At 36.6% G+C, this 17,880-nt stretch carries 14 protein-coding genes; 6 read left to right on the top strand and 8 right to left on the bottom strand.

The features are described from left to right. Window positions 1–268: 268 nt before the first annotated feature. The 3 genes from trpB to JIV24_RS20235 form a co-directional block, all read right to left on the bottom strand. Window positions 269–1,495, bottom strand: coding sequence for a tryptophan synthase subunit beta (gene trpB, locus JIV24_RS20245; protein WP_200466902.1), 1,227 nt, complete (start codon window positions 1,493–1,495; stop codon window positions 269–271). Window positions 1,496–1,719: 224 nt separating this feature from the next. After that, window positions 1,720–3,120 (bottom strand): NfeD family protein, encoded by a 1,401-nt coding sequence (locus tag JIV24_RS20240; protein WP_234445904.1) that lies wholly within the window; start codon window positions 3,118–3,120, stop codon window positions 1,720–1,722. 131 nt (window positions 3,121–3,251) lie between these two features. Further along, on the bottom strand, window positions 3,252–3,821 hold the full coding sequence (locus JIV24_RS20235) for a DNA-3-methyladenine glycosylase I (RefSeq protein WP_200466901.1): 570 nt from the start codon (window positions 3,819–3,821) through the stop codon (window positions 3,252–3,254). Window positions 3,822–4,000: 179 nt separating this feature from the next. Between JIV24_RS20235 and JIV24_RS20230 the strand changes: the two genes are divergently transcribed. Beyond that, entirely contained in the window at window positions 4,001–4,501 is a 501-nt protein-coding gene (locus tag JIV24_RS20230; RefSeq protein ID WP_200466900.1) for a hypothetical protein, read from the top strand. A gap of 40 nt (window positions 4,502–4,541) precedes the next feature. On the opposite strand, the gene JIV24_RS20225 is transcribed toward JIV24_RS20230, so the two are convergent. Continuing rightward, window positions 4,542–5,354 carry a M48 family metallopeptidase gene (locus tag JIV24_RS20225; protein ID WP_200466899.1) on the bottom strand — a complete coding sequence of 271 codons (813 nt, stop codon included), beginning with the start codon at window positions 5,352–5,354 and terminating at the stop codon, window positions 4,542–4,544. Between the two features lie 242 nt (window positions 5,355–5,596). On the opposite strand from JIV24_RS20225, the gene JIV24_RS20220 reads away from it, so the two are divergent. Together JIV24_RS20220 and JIV24_RS20215 are read left to right on the top strand one after the other, a co-directional pair. Beyond that, on the top strand, window positions 5,597–6,472 hold the full coding sequence (locus JIV24_RS20220) for a DMT family transporter (RefSeq protein WP_200466898.1): 876 nt from the start codon (window positions 5,597–5,599) through the stop codon (window positions 6,470–6,472). A 64-nt stretch (window positions 6,473–6,536) separates the two neighbouring features. Further along, the gene (locus JIV24_RS20215) at window positions 6,537–7,952 is read left to right on the top strand and encodes an SDR family oxidoreductase (protein ID WP_200466897.1); all 1,416 of its coding nucleotides are present in this window, start codon (window positions 6,537–6,539) and stop codon (window positions 7,950–7,952) included. A 571-nt stretch (window positions 7,953–8,523) separates the two neighbouring features. Here JIV24_RS20215 and JIV24_RS20210 read toward each other — a convergent pair. Beyond that, window positions 8,524–9,051, bottom strand: a complete 528-nt coding sequence (locus JIV24_RS20210; RefSeq protein WP_200466896.1) for a chemotaxis protein CheW — start codon at window positions 9,049–9,051, stop codon at window positions 8,524–8,526. 107 nt (window positions 9,052–9,158) lie between these two features. Beyond that, a complete protein-coding gene (locus JIV24_RS20205; protein ID WP_200466895.1) occupies window positions 9,159–10,373 on the bottom strand; it encodes a DUF4407 domain-containing protein in 1,215 nt (404 codons plus the stop codon). Between the two features lie 807 nt (window positions 10,374–11,180). Between JIV24_RS20205 and JIV24_RS20200 the strand changes: the two genes are divergently transcribed. From JIV24_RS20200 to JIV24_RS20190, 3 genes are read left to right on the top strand one after another with little or no spacing between them, the layout of a single operon-like run. Further along, the gene (locus JIV24_RS20200) at window positions 11,181–12,356 is read left to right on the top strand and encodes a hypothetical protein (protein WP_200466894.1); all 1,176 of its coding nucleotides are present in this window, start codon (window positions 11,181–11,183) and stop codon (window positions 12,354–12,356) included. 28 nt (window positions 12,357–12,384) lie between these two features. Beyond that, window positions 12,385–12,801, top strand: a complete 417-nt coding sequence (locus JIV24_RS20195) for a substrate-binding domain-containing protein (RefSeq protein WP_200466893.1) — start codon at window positions 12,385–12,387, stop codon at window positions 12,799–12,801. Window positions 12,802–12,807: 6 nt separating this feature from the next. Then, a complete protein-coding gene (locus JIV24_RS20190) occupies window positions 12,808–14,301 on the top strand; it encodes a methyl-accepting chemotaxis protein (protein WP_200466892.1) in 1,494 nt (497 codons plus the stop codon). A gap of 462 nt (window positions 14,302–14,763) precedes the next feature. Here the strand turns inward: JIV24_RS20190 and JIV24_RS20185 are convergent, their stop codons facing one another. Together JIV24_RS20185 and JIV24_RS20180 are read right to left on the bottom strand one after the other, a co-directional pair. Then, a complete protein-coding gene (locus JIV24_RS20185; protein ID WP_200466891.1) occupies window positions 14,764–16,665 on the bottom strand; it encodes a methyl-accepting chemotaxis protein in 1,902 nt (633 codons plus the stop codon). A gap of 534 nt (window positions 16,666–17,199) precedes the next feature. Next, on the bottom strand, window positions 17,200–17,721 hold the full coding sequence (locus JIV24_RS20180) for a chemotaxis protein CheW (protein WP_200466890.1): 522 nt from the start codon (window positions 17,719–17,721) through the stop codon (window positions 17,200–17,202). Window positions 17,722–17,880: the final 159 nt, after the last annotated feature.

Genomic DNA, 17,880 nt, shown 5'->3' with positions numbered 1-17,880 from the left:
AGACAACAAAATCTTCAGGCTAATAGAAATGCAGCTTTCAAGTGCTGCCTAATAGACATGGGAAATGTCAGTTATATAATTATTGTCCGTTGCATCATTACGGGAAGCAATAAACATATGAATATTAGCCATTGCAAGGTGGAGTGAAGCAATAAACATTTGTATATGATTGCTTATTACTTACACTCCCGAAGTAAATTATAGTTATAAAAAAAACCTGTCAGAGTTTTTATGCCTGACAGGTTTGTAGTATCAAATAAGAGATAGCTTATTCTTCAATGCCATACTCTTTACCAAACTTCTCAACAACATAATCAATGTCTTTATCTCCTCGTCCTGAGAGATTCACTAGTATGGTTTGATCTTTTGGCAATTTAGCGGCCAATTTAAGCGCATAAGCCACAGCATGTGAACTCTCCAAAGCAGGGATAATACCTTCTTGTCGAGCCAATTTCATAAAAGCATCAATGGCCTCTTTGTCATTGATTGTTTCATAATTAACACGCTCAATATCTTTTAGGTAAGAATGCTGCGGCCCCACACCCGGGTAGTCTAAGCCAGATGCCACAGTATTAACAGGTGCCGGTTCGCCTTGCTCATTTTGTAACAAATAGCATTTGAAGCCGTGTATCATGCCAGGTTTTCCCAATTTGAGTGTTGCTGCATGGTCGCCCGTTTCAAAACTTGTTCCGGCAGGTTCTACTCCATAAATATTGACATCAGCATCATCCAGAAAAGCTGTGAACAAGCCAATGGCATTGGAACCACCGCCAACACATGCCACAAGGTTATCGGGTAACTTTCCTGTCATTTCCTGAAACTGCTCTTTAGCCTCACGTCCAATAACTGCCTGAAAGTCGCGTACCATCATTGGAAAAGGATGTGGCCCAACCACTGAACCAATGGCGTAAAGCTGGTTGACCGGATCCGTTAGATACGCTTCAAACGCCGAATCAACAGCTTCTTTTAATGTCTTTAATCCATGCGTGGCCGGAATAACATTGGCTCCTAATATTCGCATACGTACCACATTAGGATGCTCTTTATAAATATCTACTTCACCCATGTGAATATCACACTCCAAGCCAACCAAAGCAGCTGCAGTTGCTAATGCAACACCATGTTGCCCTGCTCCACTTTCGGCTATTATTTTTGCCTTTCCCATTTTCTTGGCCAGCAGTGCTTCGCCCAAACAATGGTTAATTTTATGTGCTCCTGTGTGATTTAAATCTTCGCGCTTGAGGTAAATTTGCGCTCCGCCCAATTTATCAGAAAGGTTTTTGGCATGAAATACCGGTGATGGACGGCCTGTGTAGTGTTTTTGCAAGTAATACAGTTCTTCTTTAAACACCGGATCATCCTTAATTTTTTCGTAAGCCTCGGTAATCTCCTGCATAATTGGCTCAAGCATTGGTGGTACAAAACGACCACCATACTTACCAAAGAAGCCTTCTGCATTGGGCATTACCTCATTGGCTAATAATGATTTGTTCATTTAATTTAGTTTATTGACCCTTTCAGGTCGTTAATAATTATTTATAATAAAAAAGCCGCAGGTGGAATTCCTGCGGCTTTCTAATGTTTTTATAGCATTAACCTACTGTTCCACCTTGATAAAAGTAGAATATTGCCACCAATACATATGAAACAGCTGATTACTCATTTTCTTTATTTGTTTACAATTATAGCGATTTTAATCAGTCGTACAAGTCTTAATAATTATTTTTGAGCCATCACATACAATTGCCCATGTGTGAAACGAGTAACTCTCACCTTGGTATCTTTCTCAATATAACCGGTTTCAGCCACTGCATCGTATTGCTCATCATCAATCATTATTTTTCCTGATGGACGAAGACTGGTAAATGCAATAGCTTCATTACCTACCAAATCACCCAACGAAGCCTCAACACCAATATAGCCCAATTCAACACTTTCCTCAGTTTGCAAGGCAATTTTAGCACCAAATGTTGACGATGACAATAACTTCTTGCTCAGGTAAATAATAGCTATTAGTGAACCAAATAATCCCGAAAGAACAATACCCATAGCTTCCAACAACTTGCTAAAGCCAACTCCATCAAAATTAAATAAATCATTATCTAATAAGCTTAAAGTTAACCCGCCAACAACTAGGATAATACCAGAAACTCCAGCCATTCCAAAACCAGGTATAACAAAAACTTCAAGACCAATTAAAACCAATCCGATGATAAAGATGATAATCTCCCAGTTAGCTGCCAATCCATCAATGTAGAGTGGTGAGAAATATAATACTGCCGCAATAGCAGCTGCCATCAGTGGAAAGCCAACACCTGGTGTTTGTAGCTCAAAATAGATGCCTCCCATTATTACGAGAATTAGTATCCCTTGCAAAATAGGGCTTGTTAAAAAGCCTTTTAAGCCATCGTAAAATGAGGGCTTGAAGGTTGTAATTTCATAATCGTATATTTTCAATTGACTCAATACGTCATCAATATTATCGGCCTGGCCTTCGCAGAAGTTATGCTCAATGGCCTCCAGTGTAGTAAATGTGAGTATTTTTCCTGTATCAATCACACTTTCGATATAAATACTTTCATCCACCATGGCTTCAGCTATATGCGGGTCACGTCGCCACTGGTAGGTGGTATCCTGTCCCGATATAATGGTGTCTTTACCGTGAGCTTCGGCTGTAGCTCTAATGGTTGAACGCATATATGACTGGTACTTATCAGGCATTTTCTCCCCGCTCTGATTCACCACCGTTGCAGCCCCTATATTTGCACCCGGTCTCATATAAATGCTATCGCAGGCTATTGAGATAAGTGCTCCGGCCGATGCGGCATTGTTGTCGATAAAAACATGTACCGGAATTTTACTATTCAGAATTTTAGTACGAATGGAATCAGCAAACACCACCTGTCCGCCATAGGTATTCATATGAAGTAGCATTACATCTGCATTCATCTCCTCAGCCTCGTTAAAAGCTTCCTGAGTGTGAATCCACGAAGTACTACCTATTTCGCGGAATATTTTATAGGTATAAACCTGCGTTTTAAGGCTGTCGGCTTCTTGGGCCTGTAAATTCATAAAAGAAGTAACGAATAGAAGGCAAGCCAGTAGTCTTGAAATAATCATGTTTTGTACAATTAAGTTAGATGCTTAAAAGTAAACAATAGTTTGAAAGAAACACATCTGCTGTAGATAGTTTATTTGATCGAAAGCAAAATTTCAAATTATTTAATCGCAGTTTTAAAATCCCTTTCTACTTATTTCTGACACTCTTTATATCGAAAACACCTTGTAATATGGTCATTAACCATGCCGGTTGCCTGCATATATGCATAACAGATAGTACTGCCAACAAATGAAAAACCATCTTTTTTTAATTGCTTGCTCATTGCATCAGAAATGTCGTTTGTGGCAGGGATTTCACTCTCGCTAGTAAAAGCATTTATAATTGGCTGATGATTGACAAACCGCCAAATATACTTACCAAAACTGCCGTATGTTTTTTGTATTTGAAGGAAGGTTTTAGCGTTTTTAATAGCTGCATTTATTTTTAAGCGATTACGAATAATGCCAGCATTTTGAAGTAATTCTGCCACTTTTTCATCCGTATATTCTGCAATTATTCTGGCATCAAAATTATCAAAAGCCAACCTAAAGGCTTCTCGTTTATTAAGTATTGTTGACCAACTTAAACCTGCCTGAAATCCTTCAAGAATCAAAAACTCAAACAATTTATCATCATCGTGTAAGGGTTTACCCCATTCATTATCATGATAGGAACGATATAAATCTGAACCTTCACACCTACTGCATCTATTCTTCGACATATTACATTCAATTTGCTTATAAATTGACAATTTACACAAATTCAAATGGGTCACAAAGAGTATGTTCAGCCTTATTTATTCTAAAATCAAATAAGTAGTTAATTATATGAATATTGTAACTTTTAACAGATTATGAAGTAATACTTTACTGTGTTTAATATTGTCTGCTAACCTATTTTATGAAAATCAAATCACTCATAATTGGCTTACTATCCTTAATTAGTATCAACAGCCATTGTCAGGATAATGAAATTAGTTTTACTGATTATACCAGTTTTAAAAGTAATGTCATTTACGCAGAAGGGTTTCTGATGAACTTTTCGAAGCACAATTTTGGATATCCTGCACTTAATTATGAGCGTTACCTGGATAAACTTTATCGCTTATCAATACGAATTGGCATCTCAACCGACTTTGAGACTACAACCAACATTCCTTTATCGATTAACTGGATGACAGCTACATTAAAAAACCACCATTTAGAATTTGGTGCTGGTGCTATTCTCAGCTTTAATAATTATACTTTCGAGGATAATAATGTTGTGGCTTATGGTGTTTTTCTGCCAATGATGTATCGCTATCAGAAAGACGGAGGCCTGATGTTTAGAGCAGGTGCTAATGCTATATTCGGGTTGGAAAATTTCATCGCACCATCGGTGAGTATTGGCTATAACTTCTAAAAGAAAAAGCGCTCCTCTTACAGAACGCTTTTAATATCATCTATTTTTTATAATACTTCAATGCCTCGGGCATGTCAGCTTTAAGGTTTCTTATTCTTGTATCATCAGCCGGGTGCGTGCTCATAAACTCAGGTGGCTTTTGACCGCCCGATGCAGCCATACGCTCCCAAAAGCCAACTGCAGCTTCCGGGTTATAGCCCGCCATTGCCATAAATATTAAACCCATTTTATCAGCTTCGGTTTCGTGTGTTCTGGAGTAAGGTAACATAAAACCATATTGAGCACCTAAACCAAAAGCCGCCATGTAAATCGCTTTGGTCTCTTCCGGCTTCTCATCTACAGCTACTGACAATGCAGTGCCACCCATTTGAACAGCCATTTGATTACTCATCCGTTCGTTTCCATGCTTGGCTACTGCATGAGCAATCTCATGTCCCATCACAACTGCCAATCCTTCTTCATTTTGGGTAAATGGTAAGATACCGGTGTAAAATACCACCTTACCTCCAGGCATACACCAGGCGTTAGGTGTATCGTCATCAACCAGATTAAATTCCCAGTCAAACCCATGTATGTGACTAGAGTGACCATTATCCACCATGTATTTTTCAACAGCCGCTGCAATGCGCTTACCACAGCGTTTCACCATTTCAACCTGTTGCTTATTGGTTGATAATTTGTTTTCTTTTAAAAACTGGTCGTATTGACTAAAACTCATCGACATCATCTCACTGTCCGATACCAAATTTAATTGCTTGCGACCCGTTATAGGTACCGTAGAACATCCATATACCATTGCGACTATAAGCATGCAGCTTACCCATATCGGCCATTTCATAATAATTTTCTTCATAAATAAGATAAATATTGTAGCGATTACTTATAATCGCATTAGGTTAATGATGAATTGCAAATTTAAGCGCTTACATGGAAACTATTTCTATTTTTGCGCCAACAAAGTTTTTATTTTCAATCAACTTTCATGAATGCACTATTAAAGAACCACCTAAAACTTCTTTTTGTTGTATTAATCTCATTTTAGTTTTATAATAAAACTCTCATTTTTAAAACCTAAAACAAATCAACCTAAAAATAATGAACAAGCTCCTATCCAGCCATTTAAAACTTCATTTTGTTGTACTACTCTATGGCATAACAGCCATTTTAGGCAAATTAATTTCGCTACCTGCACCACAAATGGTTTGGTATCGAATGTTTATTGCATTTGCTGTACTAGGAGGATTTATCTGGCTAAAAAAAATACCAATTAAAATTGGCTATCAGAGTATTATCAAAATAATGGGTGTTGGGTTAGTAGTTGCCTTTCATTGGATTACATTTTTTCATGCAGTAAAAATTTCCAATGTGTCAGTTACTTTAGGCTGTATGGCTTCCACAACACTTTTTGCCAGCTTTTTAGAACCTATTATTTTTCATAAACGAATTAAATGGCTGGAAGTTTTTATAGGTCTATTAATTATTGGAGGTTTATACTTAATATTTCAATTTGAATTAAGCTTTTGGAAAGGAATTATAACAGCCTTATTATCTGCTTTTTTAGCAGGCTTATTTACTGTTCTTAATAAACTATTTATCGATAAGCATCATCCGGTCACCATTAGTTTTTATGAGATGATTAGTGGCTTTATTAGCATTGGTATTTTCCTTATTTTTACAGACATCCTACCTCATAATTTATTAATGCCTAACACCATGGATGTTATTTACATACTTATTTTAGGAATTGCCTGTACAGCTTATGCCTTTGTTGTGGCGGTGGATGTTATGAAAGTTCTTTCAGCTTATACCGTTGTTCTGGCTATTAATATGGAGCCTGTTTATGGTATCCTATTAGCCTTTTTTATTTTCGGGCAAAGTGAATTTATGTCTGGAGGTTTCTACATTGGCACATTGGTTATTCTGGCTGCTGTGTTTGTACATCCAATAATTATGCGAATACAATCAAGATAGCGCACACCGTTCATTAAAAACAATAAATTAATGAACAAATAACAATGATAATACTTTCATATATATGAAGGTATTATTAACAGGTGCTACAGGTTATATCGGAAAACGATTACTCCCAATGTTAATCCAGCAGGAGCATCATGTTGTTTGTCTTGTTCGCGACAAAGATCGTTTTCATTTGCCCTCGAGCTTTCTACCTTTTGTCACGATATATGAAGGCGACTTAAGCAATGAATCATCAATAAAGAACATCCCCGATGACTTAGATGTAGCCTATTACCTTGTTCATTCGATGTCAAGCGACAAAGATTACCAGGTCAAAGAATTAAATTCTGCTACCAACTTTCGAAAAATCATTAGTGAAACCAATACCAATCAGGTCATTTACTTAAGTGGAATAATTAATGAACCTAAACTTTCATCGCACTTGCAATCACGTAAAAATGTTGAACGTGAACTTGGTAAAGGTAACTATGCCTTAACCACATTGCGGGCTGGAATCATTATTGGAGCTGGTAGTGCTTCGTTTGAAATAATACGCGACTTAGTTGAAAAACTTCCATTGATGGTAACACCGAAATGGCTAAATACAAAATGTCAACCTATCGCTATAGCTGATGTTATCCAGTTTCTAATGAACAGCCTGGGCAATGTGCATACTTTTAATAACAATTTTGACATTGGTGGACCTGATGTAATTTCATACAAAGACATGCTTTTACAGTTTGCCGCAATTCGTGGTCTTAAACGATATATTTATGTGGTTCCGGTTATGACCCCCCAGCTTTCATCCTATTGGTTATACTTTATTACTTCCACTTCATACAAATTAGCTACCGCACTGGTTAATAGTATGAAAATTGAGGTTATTTGCAGGAAAAGTCGAATTAACGAACTACTAAAAGTAACACCAGTATCGTATGTTAAATCATTGAAAGCAGCATTTAGTGAGATTAAAGATGAACAAATAATATCGAGCTGGAAAGACGCCCTTGTAGTGAGCAACCATGATTTTAAATTATCCGATTTCATTGAAGTTCCTACACACGGATGTTATACTGATGAACGAAGCCGTGATGTTATGAGACCTACAATAACACTTGAAAAGATATGGCGTATTGGAGGTTATACGGGCTGGCATTTTGCCAATTGGTTATGGCAATTGCGAGGTTTTATCGATCGCATTAATGGAGGGGTTGGTTTACGTCGTGGTCGTACTCACAGAACAAAGATCCACAGTGGTGATGTTATTGATTTCTGGCGCGTGCTGTATGCCGATAAATCAGAAGGCTATTTATTATTATATGCAGAAATGAAACTACCAGGTGAAGCATGGCTTGAGTTTAAATTGTCAGATGGTAAACTTACCCAAACTGCAACTTTTCGCCCAAAAGGACTTAAAGGTAGGTTGTATTGGTACTCTGTACTACCCTTTCACCATTTCATATTTAAGGGAATGCTTAAAAGGTTAGCTAAATGAGAAAAAACAAAAATCCTAGATGCCATTATGAATTTAATTTTCAGATAGTTACAAAGCACCACCTGAATAACCTATAAATGACTTAACACCACGCCTGTTTAGTACATTTTAGGTTCCGTTAACCATGTTTCTGGCAAGCATAACTTTTGACTTTTTTTTGTAACCAGAGGCAATAATACTCTTACATCCACAACATGTGGTGAAATAAGTAACTAACTTTTTTCGACTCTTAGGGGTTAATAACATTGGGTTGCATCTGTCACTCCCCTTAAAGGATTGAATTTCTTTAGGCTTTTTTTCACATAAATCTTCTCTAAGGAAATAAAATAAAACGAGTCTGTTTTACAACTGACTCGCGCTTTCTAAATTGCGGTTTTTAATGTAAACTATGTTTAAATACAAATCGTATAATTAAAAATCGGGATGCAGGCTTAATACCATTCTCCCGATTTCATAACCAAACCTAACCTATGTTTTAACTATAACCTATCTATGACAATTTTGAATTGAAAGGGAGGATTTAATTGTCGACCGCACCTCCCCTTCGATCTATCAACATCAAAACTTGTTTCTATTCCTTATTTTCAACAGTCTGCTCGGATGCCTCTTCTAATTCAACATCCTCCTTTTTTAAAGAAACGATATCATCCGAACCGATAGCTTCTTCCAGGTTCAATAACATTATAAAACGTTCATTGCGATTAACTACACCATCGATGTATTCTGAATTATATCCCTTTGCAATCGCAGGTACATCTTCCACCTTATCCATATCAATTTCGATTACATCCACCACCTTATCTGTTTTACACCCGACTAGATGTTTTGTATCACCAATCTGAAGATTTAGTACCATCACAACAAAACGCTCTCCCTCTTGGTAAAATGGCATATCAAACTTCATGCGCGTATCAATAACCGGGATAACATTACCTCTAAAATTAATAACTCCTGAAACCGTTGGAGGTGCCTTTGGCAATGGTGTTATGTTATGCTCTTCATCTGTTTCAATAATCTCTAATACTTTATGTACACTAATGGCAAATAGTTCATTTGCCAATTGAAAAGTTAGAAACGATTGACTTTTATTAATACTCATGATTTCTTATTTAATGTTGATGGTACAAATTTAAGAGCTAACTACTTACATCCCACAACCCCAAAATCCTAAATTGCAATAGTACTTTTGGGTTGTTTCTTTCTTCCTTAACCCTCCGACAATTGAACTACGGTTGTTTTCTCTTTAGCTTCTTCTGCCAATAATTCGTCCTCATCGTGCTTATATATAGCTAAAGACTGTTTGAGTTCATAAGCCATTTTAGTTTCATATTGGCTCATTTTATTGAAGTGTTGGGTTTCTAATTGTTTTAGCTCCCACTTCTCACTTAACACTGCTTCTGTTTGTTTTCGATGCAGGATATATTCGTAAGGGCCTTTGGGTGTTATTATCTTAAATAAGATGGGAGCAACTTCAATAAATATAAATAACAAAGAAATCAACCACTTAGCAGTCATTACTGACTTATTCTCATTACTCAGCTCATTCAATGCCACTATTTTAGCTGCTAAACCATTGCTAGCTGTGTTAGAAACCTTAAAATTTGCTAACCTCTGCTCTTTTGTCTTTTTCGTGCGACTTAATTGCTTCTCAAGATAAGTGATTCGTTCTTGGCTCTTTAATGATTCATTCTTGTTTGTACCCTCGTATTTATCTAGTTGCTGACTTAATCGCTCAAATTCCTTTTTCTTTTCAATAAAAATTGGCCCCACTCCTTTCTGACCAGAACCACCAGAACCATCCAGCTCTTTCATATAAATATCATAGGCTTTATTAACCTGAACTTGTAATTCTATTATCTGCTTTGTTCGTTCATCAGCATTTCTTTTAAGTTCCTCCAAATCATTAAGTAATCGACTTTCTTCATCTTTAAAGAGTGCATCAACCCGCTGCTCTTGTAGAGCTAAATCGGCTAGCATTCTCTTTTCTATAGTATGGTTTATTTCTCGCTCAAATAACTTCAATTCCAGTGGAACTGCAATTATAACTCCGAGAAAAATGGCCATAATCAAGCGCGGCATTACTCTTGAGAACATCATTCGCAAACTCAGTTTTTCAAAAAAGTGAACCGTACAGACAATGTATCGATCAAGATTAAGAATTAATGCGCCCCAGAATAGGCCAAAAACAATGGACAAGCCATAGGATTGAAATACCGCATAACATGCATAACCTCCTGCCATAAACGCCATTAATGCTGTAAATAAAATGGTACCTCCGATTCCAAAAAACTTATTTTTCTCTAATGGCACCTGTTTAAGGATTTCAATATTTACACCTGAAGTCCAAAAGAAAACTCGCTGTAACAGTGTAAACTGTTCTTGCCTCGGTATGTCATTCCTAATTGCCTTTGTTTCTGTCATAAAAAAATTCTTAGTTTGCAAAAAGGGATTGGACAACCATGATCTTTAATATTTGATTTATAAATGCTAGTTACAAATCACTATTTATCCCTTGTTAGACGTCACATTATAAAATGTAAAATTGCTAAAAATATAAGTGTTAGTACTAACATAAATACCCCATAAAACACCCCCTTTTATGACCGTTTTTAATCATAATTAGGCATTTAGCAATCGTTTTTCAAGTCTAACAATTACATTTGCAGCACAAAAGTCTTTATTACTAATATATCAACTTAATAATCTCTAAAAATTAGTAATACTATTAGCAGGTAAAGGTGTGGTTTCTGTTGATTAATACCGTCCGATCATACAAGTGCACCTATTACCTGCTAAAAGACACATTTTCCACATCACCTAACTGACCTTCAAATAATTAAGAGAGAGAGAGAGAGAGAGAGATTTAATTTAATTCTTAAACATCATCATTACTACCATAATTCTAGCTTAATAGTTAATTCAGTTTTTGGATTGAGCTCCCTGCAGTAATTCGTCGCTCCTTTTGCTGGTTTCATCAATTTAACCCGAGCTGTTCTTTTTACAATTGCAATTACAAGGCAGCCTTGTGTGAATTAAAACCAACTAGGTTCTATGTAATAATAGGCTTTTTCATGCTTAGCATAGGGTATCAAATACCCCAATTAGGCATTCACTCTTCCAAAACCATACTTTTAGGGGGGTATAATCCACCTGATTATCCCGTTTCACAGCCCGTTTCGTTCATCTACTTTTGTAAACAAATGTATAAAACACACAAAATCCAAAAAAATGAATTTCAAAAAAACAGTGACACTTGGGCTGATAGCAGCTTTTGCATTGATCTTTAATCATCAATCCTTAGGGCAAGATGATTGGACACCTCGTAAGCACATTACAGGTTATATTAATACCATTGCTGAATATTCGAATCAGGATAATTTAAACAAAAACTTCGGCGTTGGTTTATCAGAAGTGGGTTTATTGGTGACTTACCAACCATTACCTGAATTAGAATTAAAAGCTACGGGTGTCTATTCTCACTACATGTTTCATGTTAGTCAATTATTGGTTGAAGTCTATGGAATGTATAGCTTTTCAGATGGTTTTAAATTAGGTCTAGGACGTTTTTTAACACCACTAAGCCCTATCAATCAATACTTTTATGCACCATTAAACCCAAGCGGTGTTGTTCCTATGCTTGTTTCTCATCATTTTTTGTTTCCACAAAGTATCAGCGGATTTCAGATTGCAGGTGAATTTGAGTTAGGCTCATCAAGCAAGTTTGGTTATAATGCTTCAATTGGAAGTTATGCTTACATCAACCACTTTGAATCAGGTATTCTAGGCATACAAGCACAGGAAGACTCATACCCGACATTTGGTTATTATGATACAGAGTTAGATAAAATAAACAACTACCTATGTGGTACCGGTCGTGCTTATGCCAACTTTAACGATGTATTAACTATTGGTGCCAACTTGTTTTTAGCAGATGCTCAGCAGTTTGCCCAAGACGAATTTGAAGAATATCAATACTACCCTTCAACAAAATACACTTATGGTTTTGATGCGCACCTACATATTAATAACCTGAAAGTTAATGCCGAATATTGGGGCGGTCAACAAAAAACAAATGATGAGATACCTGTTCCTCAACCTGATGGTCAAATAAAGTATGAATATATTAAAAACGATTACGTAGGCTACTATGCTGAAATCATTTACGACCGTGATGTTGTTAAACCATTTGCCCGTTATGACTTTATTGAAGACATAAACGTCAATGGAATTGGACTGCCAACCAGTGCAGCTACAGTAGGTTTAGCCGTTCGCCCTCGTTTTGAGACCTTATTAAAACTGGAATATAAGCGCATCTTTGCTACTGAGATAACCGATTTTGAAAATCAATTGTCACAAGACAATGATTACGACCACATCCAATTATCATTCGTACTTTCTTTCTAATTGTGTTACACAATAACGACTAAATAAAATGAAACTATACACCTTATTAATCGCATTCATACTCCTAGGATTTATCAGTAATGCTCAAGATTACAAAGTCATTGTTCATTCAAGCTCCACTGTTACGAGTATCAGTAAATCGCAGCTAAGTAAATATTTCCTGAAAAAAGATAAGAAATGGGATGATGGCACAAAAGTAACAGTCATAGACCAAAGCTCCCGATCAGAAACTCGCAAACAATTTTCAAACGATGTTTTAGGCAAGTCAGTTGGTGCCATTAAAAGTTACTGGCAGCAATATGTATTTGCAGGAACCGGCACGCCACCTCTTGAAAAAAAGACAGATGCAGAGGTAGTAGCCTTTATAAAAAGCCATCCAGGTGCGATAGGTTATGTAGCAAGCTCTGCTAATACAGATGGAACTAAGGTAATCACCATTCAATAAACTTGTATGTTTAGTAATCTTAAGTTTAAACATAAAATAATAATCTTTCCAGCACTTTTTGTGCTGGTTACGATTATTATTCTTGTCGTTTTTCAATCTTATAATAGTCAATCAAAACGGCTGCAACACAATATTCAGGAAGGCTATTTCCCATATGTAGAAACAGCCAATACATTAGGTTATGAACTAATAAACCTTCAGCGTATTTTTCAAGATGCTGTTGCGGCATCTGATGAGGATAAATTAGCTAGCTCAAGAGACAAGTTTAATGAGATTAAGGGCTACTTATCAACAGCTTCTGAAAATATAGTTGCTAAAGGAAGCGACGATGTTAATCAGCTTGAACGAGCGTTTGAAAACTACTTTAAATTGGCCTACCGCACTACAGAAGCCATGATACGTGGTGAATTCACAGAGGAATTGAGTGCTGACATACAAGAAATGGTTGAATCGTTTAATAAGATAAAGACTCAACTCGACGAATTAATAAAGGATGGTAAATTTAAAGCCAATATTGCATTTAAAACTACTGAAGATAATTCAATACAATCGATGCGTGTGGTTCTCATCACTTTGCTTGTAAGCCTATCTATTGTTTTAGTTATTTCCTACATACTATCAAATTCTTTGATTCAATCAATTGGCACAATCAATCAGCGATTAAAAAGACTCTCAGAAGGTGATTTTAAAATCACCAATGATGAGAGCCATAAATATGGCACTGATGAAATAAGCGAAATGTTGCGCGCTACCAATGAACTTAGTCATAAGCTCCATACCGTTATTATGGATGTTCGACAGGGTATTGAAACGATGTTGACAGCCAGTAACAAAACAAGCAGCACGTCTGAACAACTATCCAATGCTGCAAAAGAGCAAGCTGCCTCTGTAGAAGAAATGGCAGCTACATTGGAAGAAATTGCGGCTAACATTCGTCAGAATAGCCACAATGCCACTCAGACTGGCAACATATCAAAGGATGCCAATACTGGAATTAAAGAGGTGTCCACCAAGTCAAAAGAGGCGGTTAAAACAAATGCTACCATTAAACAACGCATTGAGATCATTAATTCGATAGCTGATCGTACTGATTTGCTAGCCATTAATGCGGCTGTTGAAGCGGCCAGGGCCGGCGAACATGGAAGAGGGTTTGCGATTGTAGCTGGTGAAGTCAGAAAACTGGCTGAAACAAGCAAAAAGGCTGCCGATGAAATAATTGCCATGAGTCAGATTGGGTATAAAACCATTACTGAAGCTGTTGAAGTAATGGATACAACCATACCTAATGTTGAAAAAACGTCAGATTTAGTTCAGGAAATTGTAACAGCCAGTCACGAACAGTCGAATGGCACCAACCAGGTTAATGTTGCTGTTCAGCAATTGAATGCTTTAACACAGCAGAATGCTTCTTCATCAGAGGAACTAGCTAAGCATGCTTATGATCTGGAAAAACAGGCTCATCAATTAAGAAATATGATTTCTTTTTTCAGATTGTCCTAAAAGCAGGAATACATACACTTTCAATAAATATAGCCCATGGACTCATAATGTTCATGGGCTTTTTCGTGCATTCTGTGCGTCGTCCTAAAGTATTATAATGATATTCATTTCACCCTTACTATTAGTTTTTGTAAGGTATAAAAAAAACTGCCTACTGATGCAGGCAGTTTTACTCTCAATAGAACTTGTTTTAATTTAGAATAGGGAATCTAAATTATCGGGAAAGAGTTCTATTACTAATAAAGATAGCTTTAGGGATTATCAGTAAATCCGTGATTGCTTATGTTTCTATGGGAATACAAAAATACCAACTTCCATCTATTAGATCGAATATAAACACCTAATTCGATCGCAATAATTTACTACTTTTACCATAGTATATACCCTATATCACTGCGATTATTGATGTATAAAAAAGGCGACTATTAAAATAGCCGCCCATCCTTCTGAGGTAATTACTTTTTATATATTCTCATACTCGTTTTCTAACACTTTTTCATCCAAATCCAAATCAATAAGTGGTTGTTTTTTTCGAGTAAATGTTGGACTTGCCACTCCAGGATTTAGGTGCGTTTTTGTAAAAGAACTTTTCGGACTGTTCTTTTCATTCATTTTAAAAAAAGTAGTCACTTCATTAAGCTCTACCGCCTGACGTGCCATTTCTTCTGAGCTACTGGCCATTTCCTCAGCCGCTGATGTATGCTTCTGCGTTACCATACTTAATTGCTGCATGGCATTATTGACCTGCCCTACACCGACTTGTTGCTCCTGGCTAGCGGTTGAAATCTCTTCTACCAATTGCGTAGTCTTTCTTATTTTTGGTAAGAGGGCTTTCAACTGCTCGTTTGATATTTCAGTTGCTTCTGTACCTTTCTGAGTTAAATCTACGATCTCCTGAGCGGCTACCTGACTCCGTTCTGCTAATTTGCGTACTTCAGCAGCCACCACAGCAAACCCTTTACCCTGATCACCTGCGCGGGCAGCCTCAACAGCAGCATTAATGGCTAATAAATCTGTTTTCTCTGCAATATCAACTACAACCTTAATGCGTGAATTAATATTTCGAACAGATTGTGCGCTTTCATCAGAGGCAACAGACACTTCCTCCATGGCTGTGGTTGTTTCTCGTGAAATTTGACGTGTCATATCAGCATTTTCTGTATTCTGCTGAATATTGGCCGCCATCTCCTCCATTGATGAGCTCACCTCTTCAGTAGAGGCAGCCTGCTCATTTACTCCACTTGATATCTCATTAGCATTGGCACTTAACTGTGTACTGGCTGTTCGAAAGTTATTAGCACCTGTTTTAAAAGAGCCTACAATATTGGTTAAATTCTTAAGGATACTGCCTACAGAACGAGCAAAATCACCTATTTCGTCTTTTCGTGTATCAAACCCTTCTGGTATTGCCAAAGTTAAATCACCATCTGCAATGCGTCGTAAATCGATATTTAGCTGCTTAAATACAAAACCCATTAAACGTGTTGTGGTGAAATTAACAAGGATCAATACAATAGAAATAATCAATAAAATTGTGAACAAGGTAGTTATCGACGAACGCAAATCACCAAATGCTCCAGCCATGGTATTCACACTTTCTTCACCTACACGCACTTCAAAGCTTTCCATCTCTCCTTCCAGCTTACTTTTAATGTCGTCAATCTCCTCTACATTATCGATGTAATGGTTTGCCAAATCCATCAGCACCTTATTGGATTCTCCGGCCTGTAGCACCATATCTACAAACGGCGTATTTTTTAAAGCCTCATAATCCCTTGCTACATTGGCTTTAAACTGTTCAAGCACTCCCAGTAACTCCGATTTAGCTCTAATATCATCTTTTAGTTTTTCAAAAAGTAATTGCAATTGAAAATTTAAATCTGATGCACTCTTAGCCCCTATCAACACATTGCGCTCGAGAGTCGAAACACCACTCCTGGTTGACTCACCTATTAATCGATTGGTTACTAATTCAATGTAACCATCTGACTGTACTTTTGAACTATTTGTGGCATCATAAAAATCTTTTTCAATTTGGATATTGTTGATTCTGTTTCGTTCTACACGTTCCAGTTCTGATACAATACTATTTACCAATAAAAGCAACTCTTTATCATCAACGCTACTTTTTGCTTGCGACAAGTGCCCCTTAACTTCAGATAAAGTCTTTTCTTCATTCAAGTAGTTAATAATTTCAGTATGTAATTCTCCCAAGTCATTTAAGTTCTCCATACCTTCATTGGTATCATCTAGAATCGTGCTGAGTTTTGAATTGAATACCAAGGCAAAGGTTAAAAGCAAACCAATAAAAACTAACTGGCCCACCACTCCTAATAGTAGTTTCTGTGTAATTTTTAGATTCATAATTGTGCGAATTGTTGATTGTTAAGATTATTTATTATTTCTATAATTAAATGCCTCACTATAGGCTATGAAACTTTTAAAGCAAATGCATATTGGTTTTCTCAATCTTGTTGCTTTAACTTTTTAGTATATATGAAGTAGACCGTTTTGATTACCTTTTGCATTTTCAGTTTTCATTGTGCGTTCTTATCTTATAATTCGTCTACAAGATGCTACAATACATTAAGGCAACTTTTCTAGGGTTAACTTTATTGCATTATTTATATTCCAGCAAACAAGCCGAAAGCTATTCGTTTCCAAGGAGTTTCCTCTATAAAATAATTGACTACCAAATATCAATACCCAAATTAACCTCAATACGTTCCATATCCTGAATACAACGACAACTCAACACACAACTGTTAAGTTTGTCATATGTCAAATAAAATGGGATATACAACCTTGTTTTATGGCTTACCAGCCAAGGCCGTAGGGTAATACAGAACCTAAAAAAGGTGGGTATTATATGAATATTAAAATTGTGCTATATACGTTCTATTCAGCTATTAGCCCATCCTGCTCATTGGACTCCTCTACTTCCTCTTCTCTAAGTTGTATAATTTCATCTGATTCAATGGCGGCTTCTATATCTAGCACCATCACAAACTCCCCCTTACGATAAACAACGCCAGACACATAATCTGAATTATAACCTTTACCAACTTCCGGTACGGGTTGAATTTCCTTCTCTACGATTTCAATAACATCCACAACTTTATCAGACATAGCTCCAACAATATGCTCCTCTCCTCCTAGTGTTAAGTTTAACACCATGACTACAAATCGCTCCTGTTCCTGATAATTTTCAAGATCAAACTTTTGGCGTGTATTAACCACTGGAATCACATTTCCTCTGAAGTTTACTACCCCTTCAACAGCATCTGGTGCTTTGGGTAGATTTGTGATGGTATGGTCTTCTGTAGTTTCAATTATTTCTAGTACTTTTTCAACGCCGATGGCAAAAAGTTCACCCTTTAAACGAAATGTCAAATATGAATTTAGTTGTTTGTCTGTCATTAATTCCTATTTTCTGTAGTCTTGTAATATTTTAAATCTGAACCATGAGAATTAGCTCTATTTTGAACGGTATTTACTTCTCCCTTAAATCCGCAGCTAGATTAGTTTGTTGATACTTTTACAATTTATATGTTTATGATGGAGAAATACTGCTAGGTT

Origin of the sequence: Carboxylicivirga marina (assembly GCF_016612505.1) — a bacterium.
GTDB lineage: Bacteria > Bacteroidota > Bacteroidia > Bacteroidales > Marinilabiliaceae > Carboxylicivirga > Carboxylicivirga marina.
This window is presented reverse-complemented; position numbering and strand designations above follow the sequence as displayed.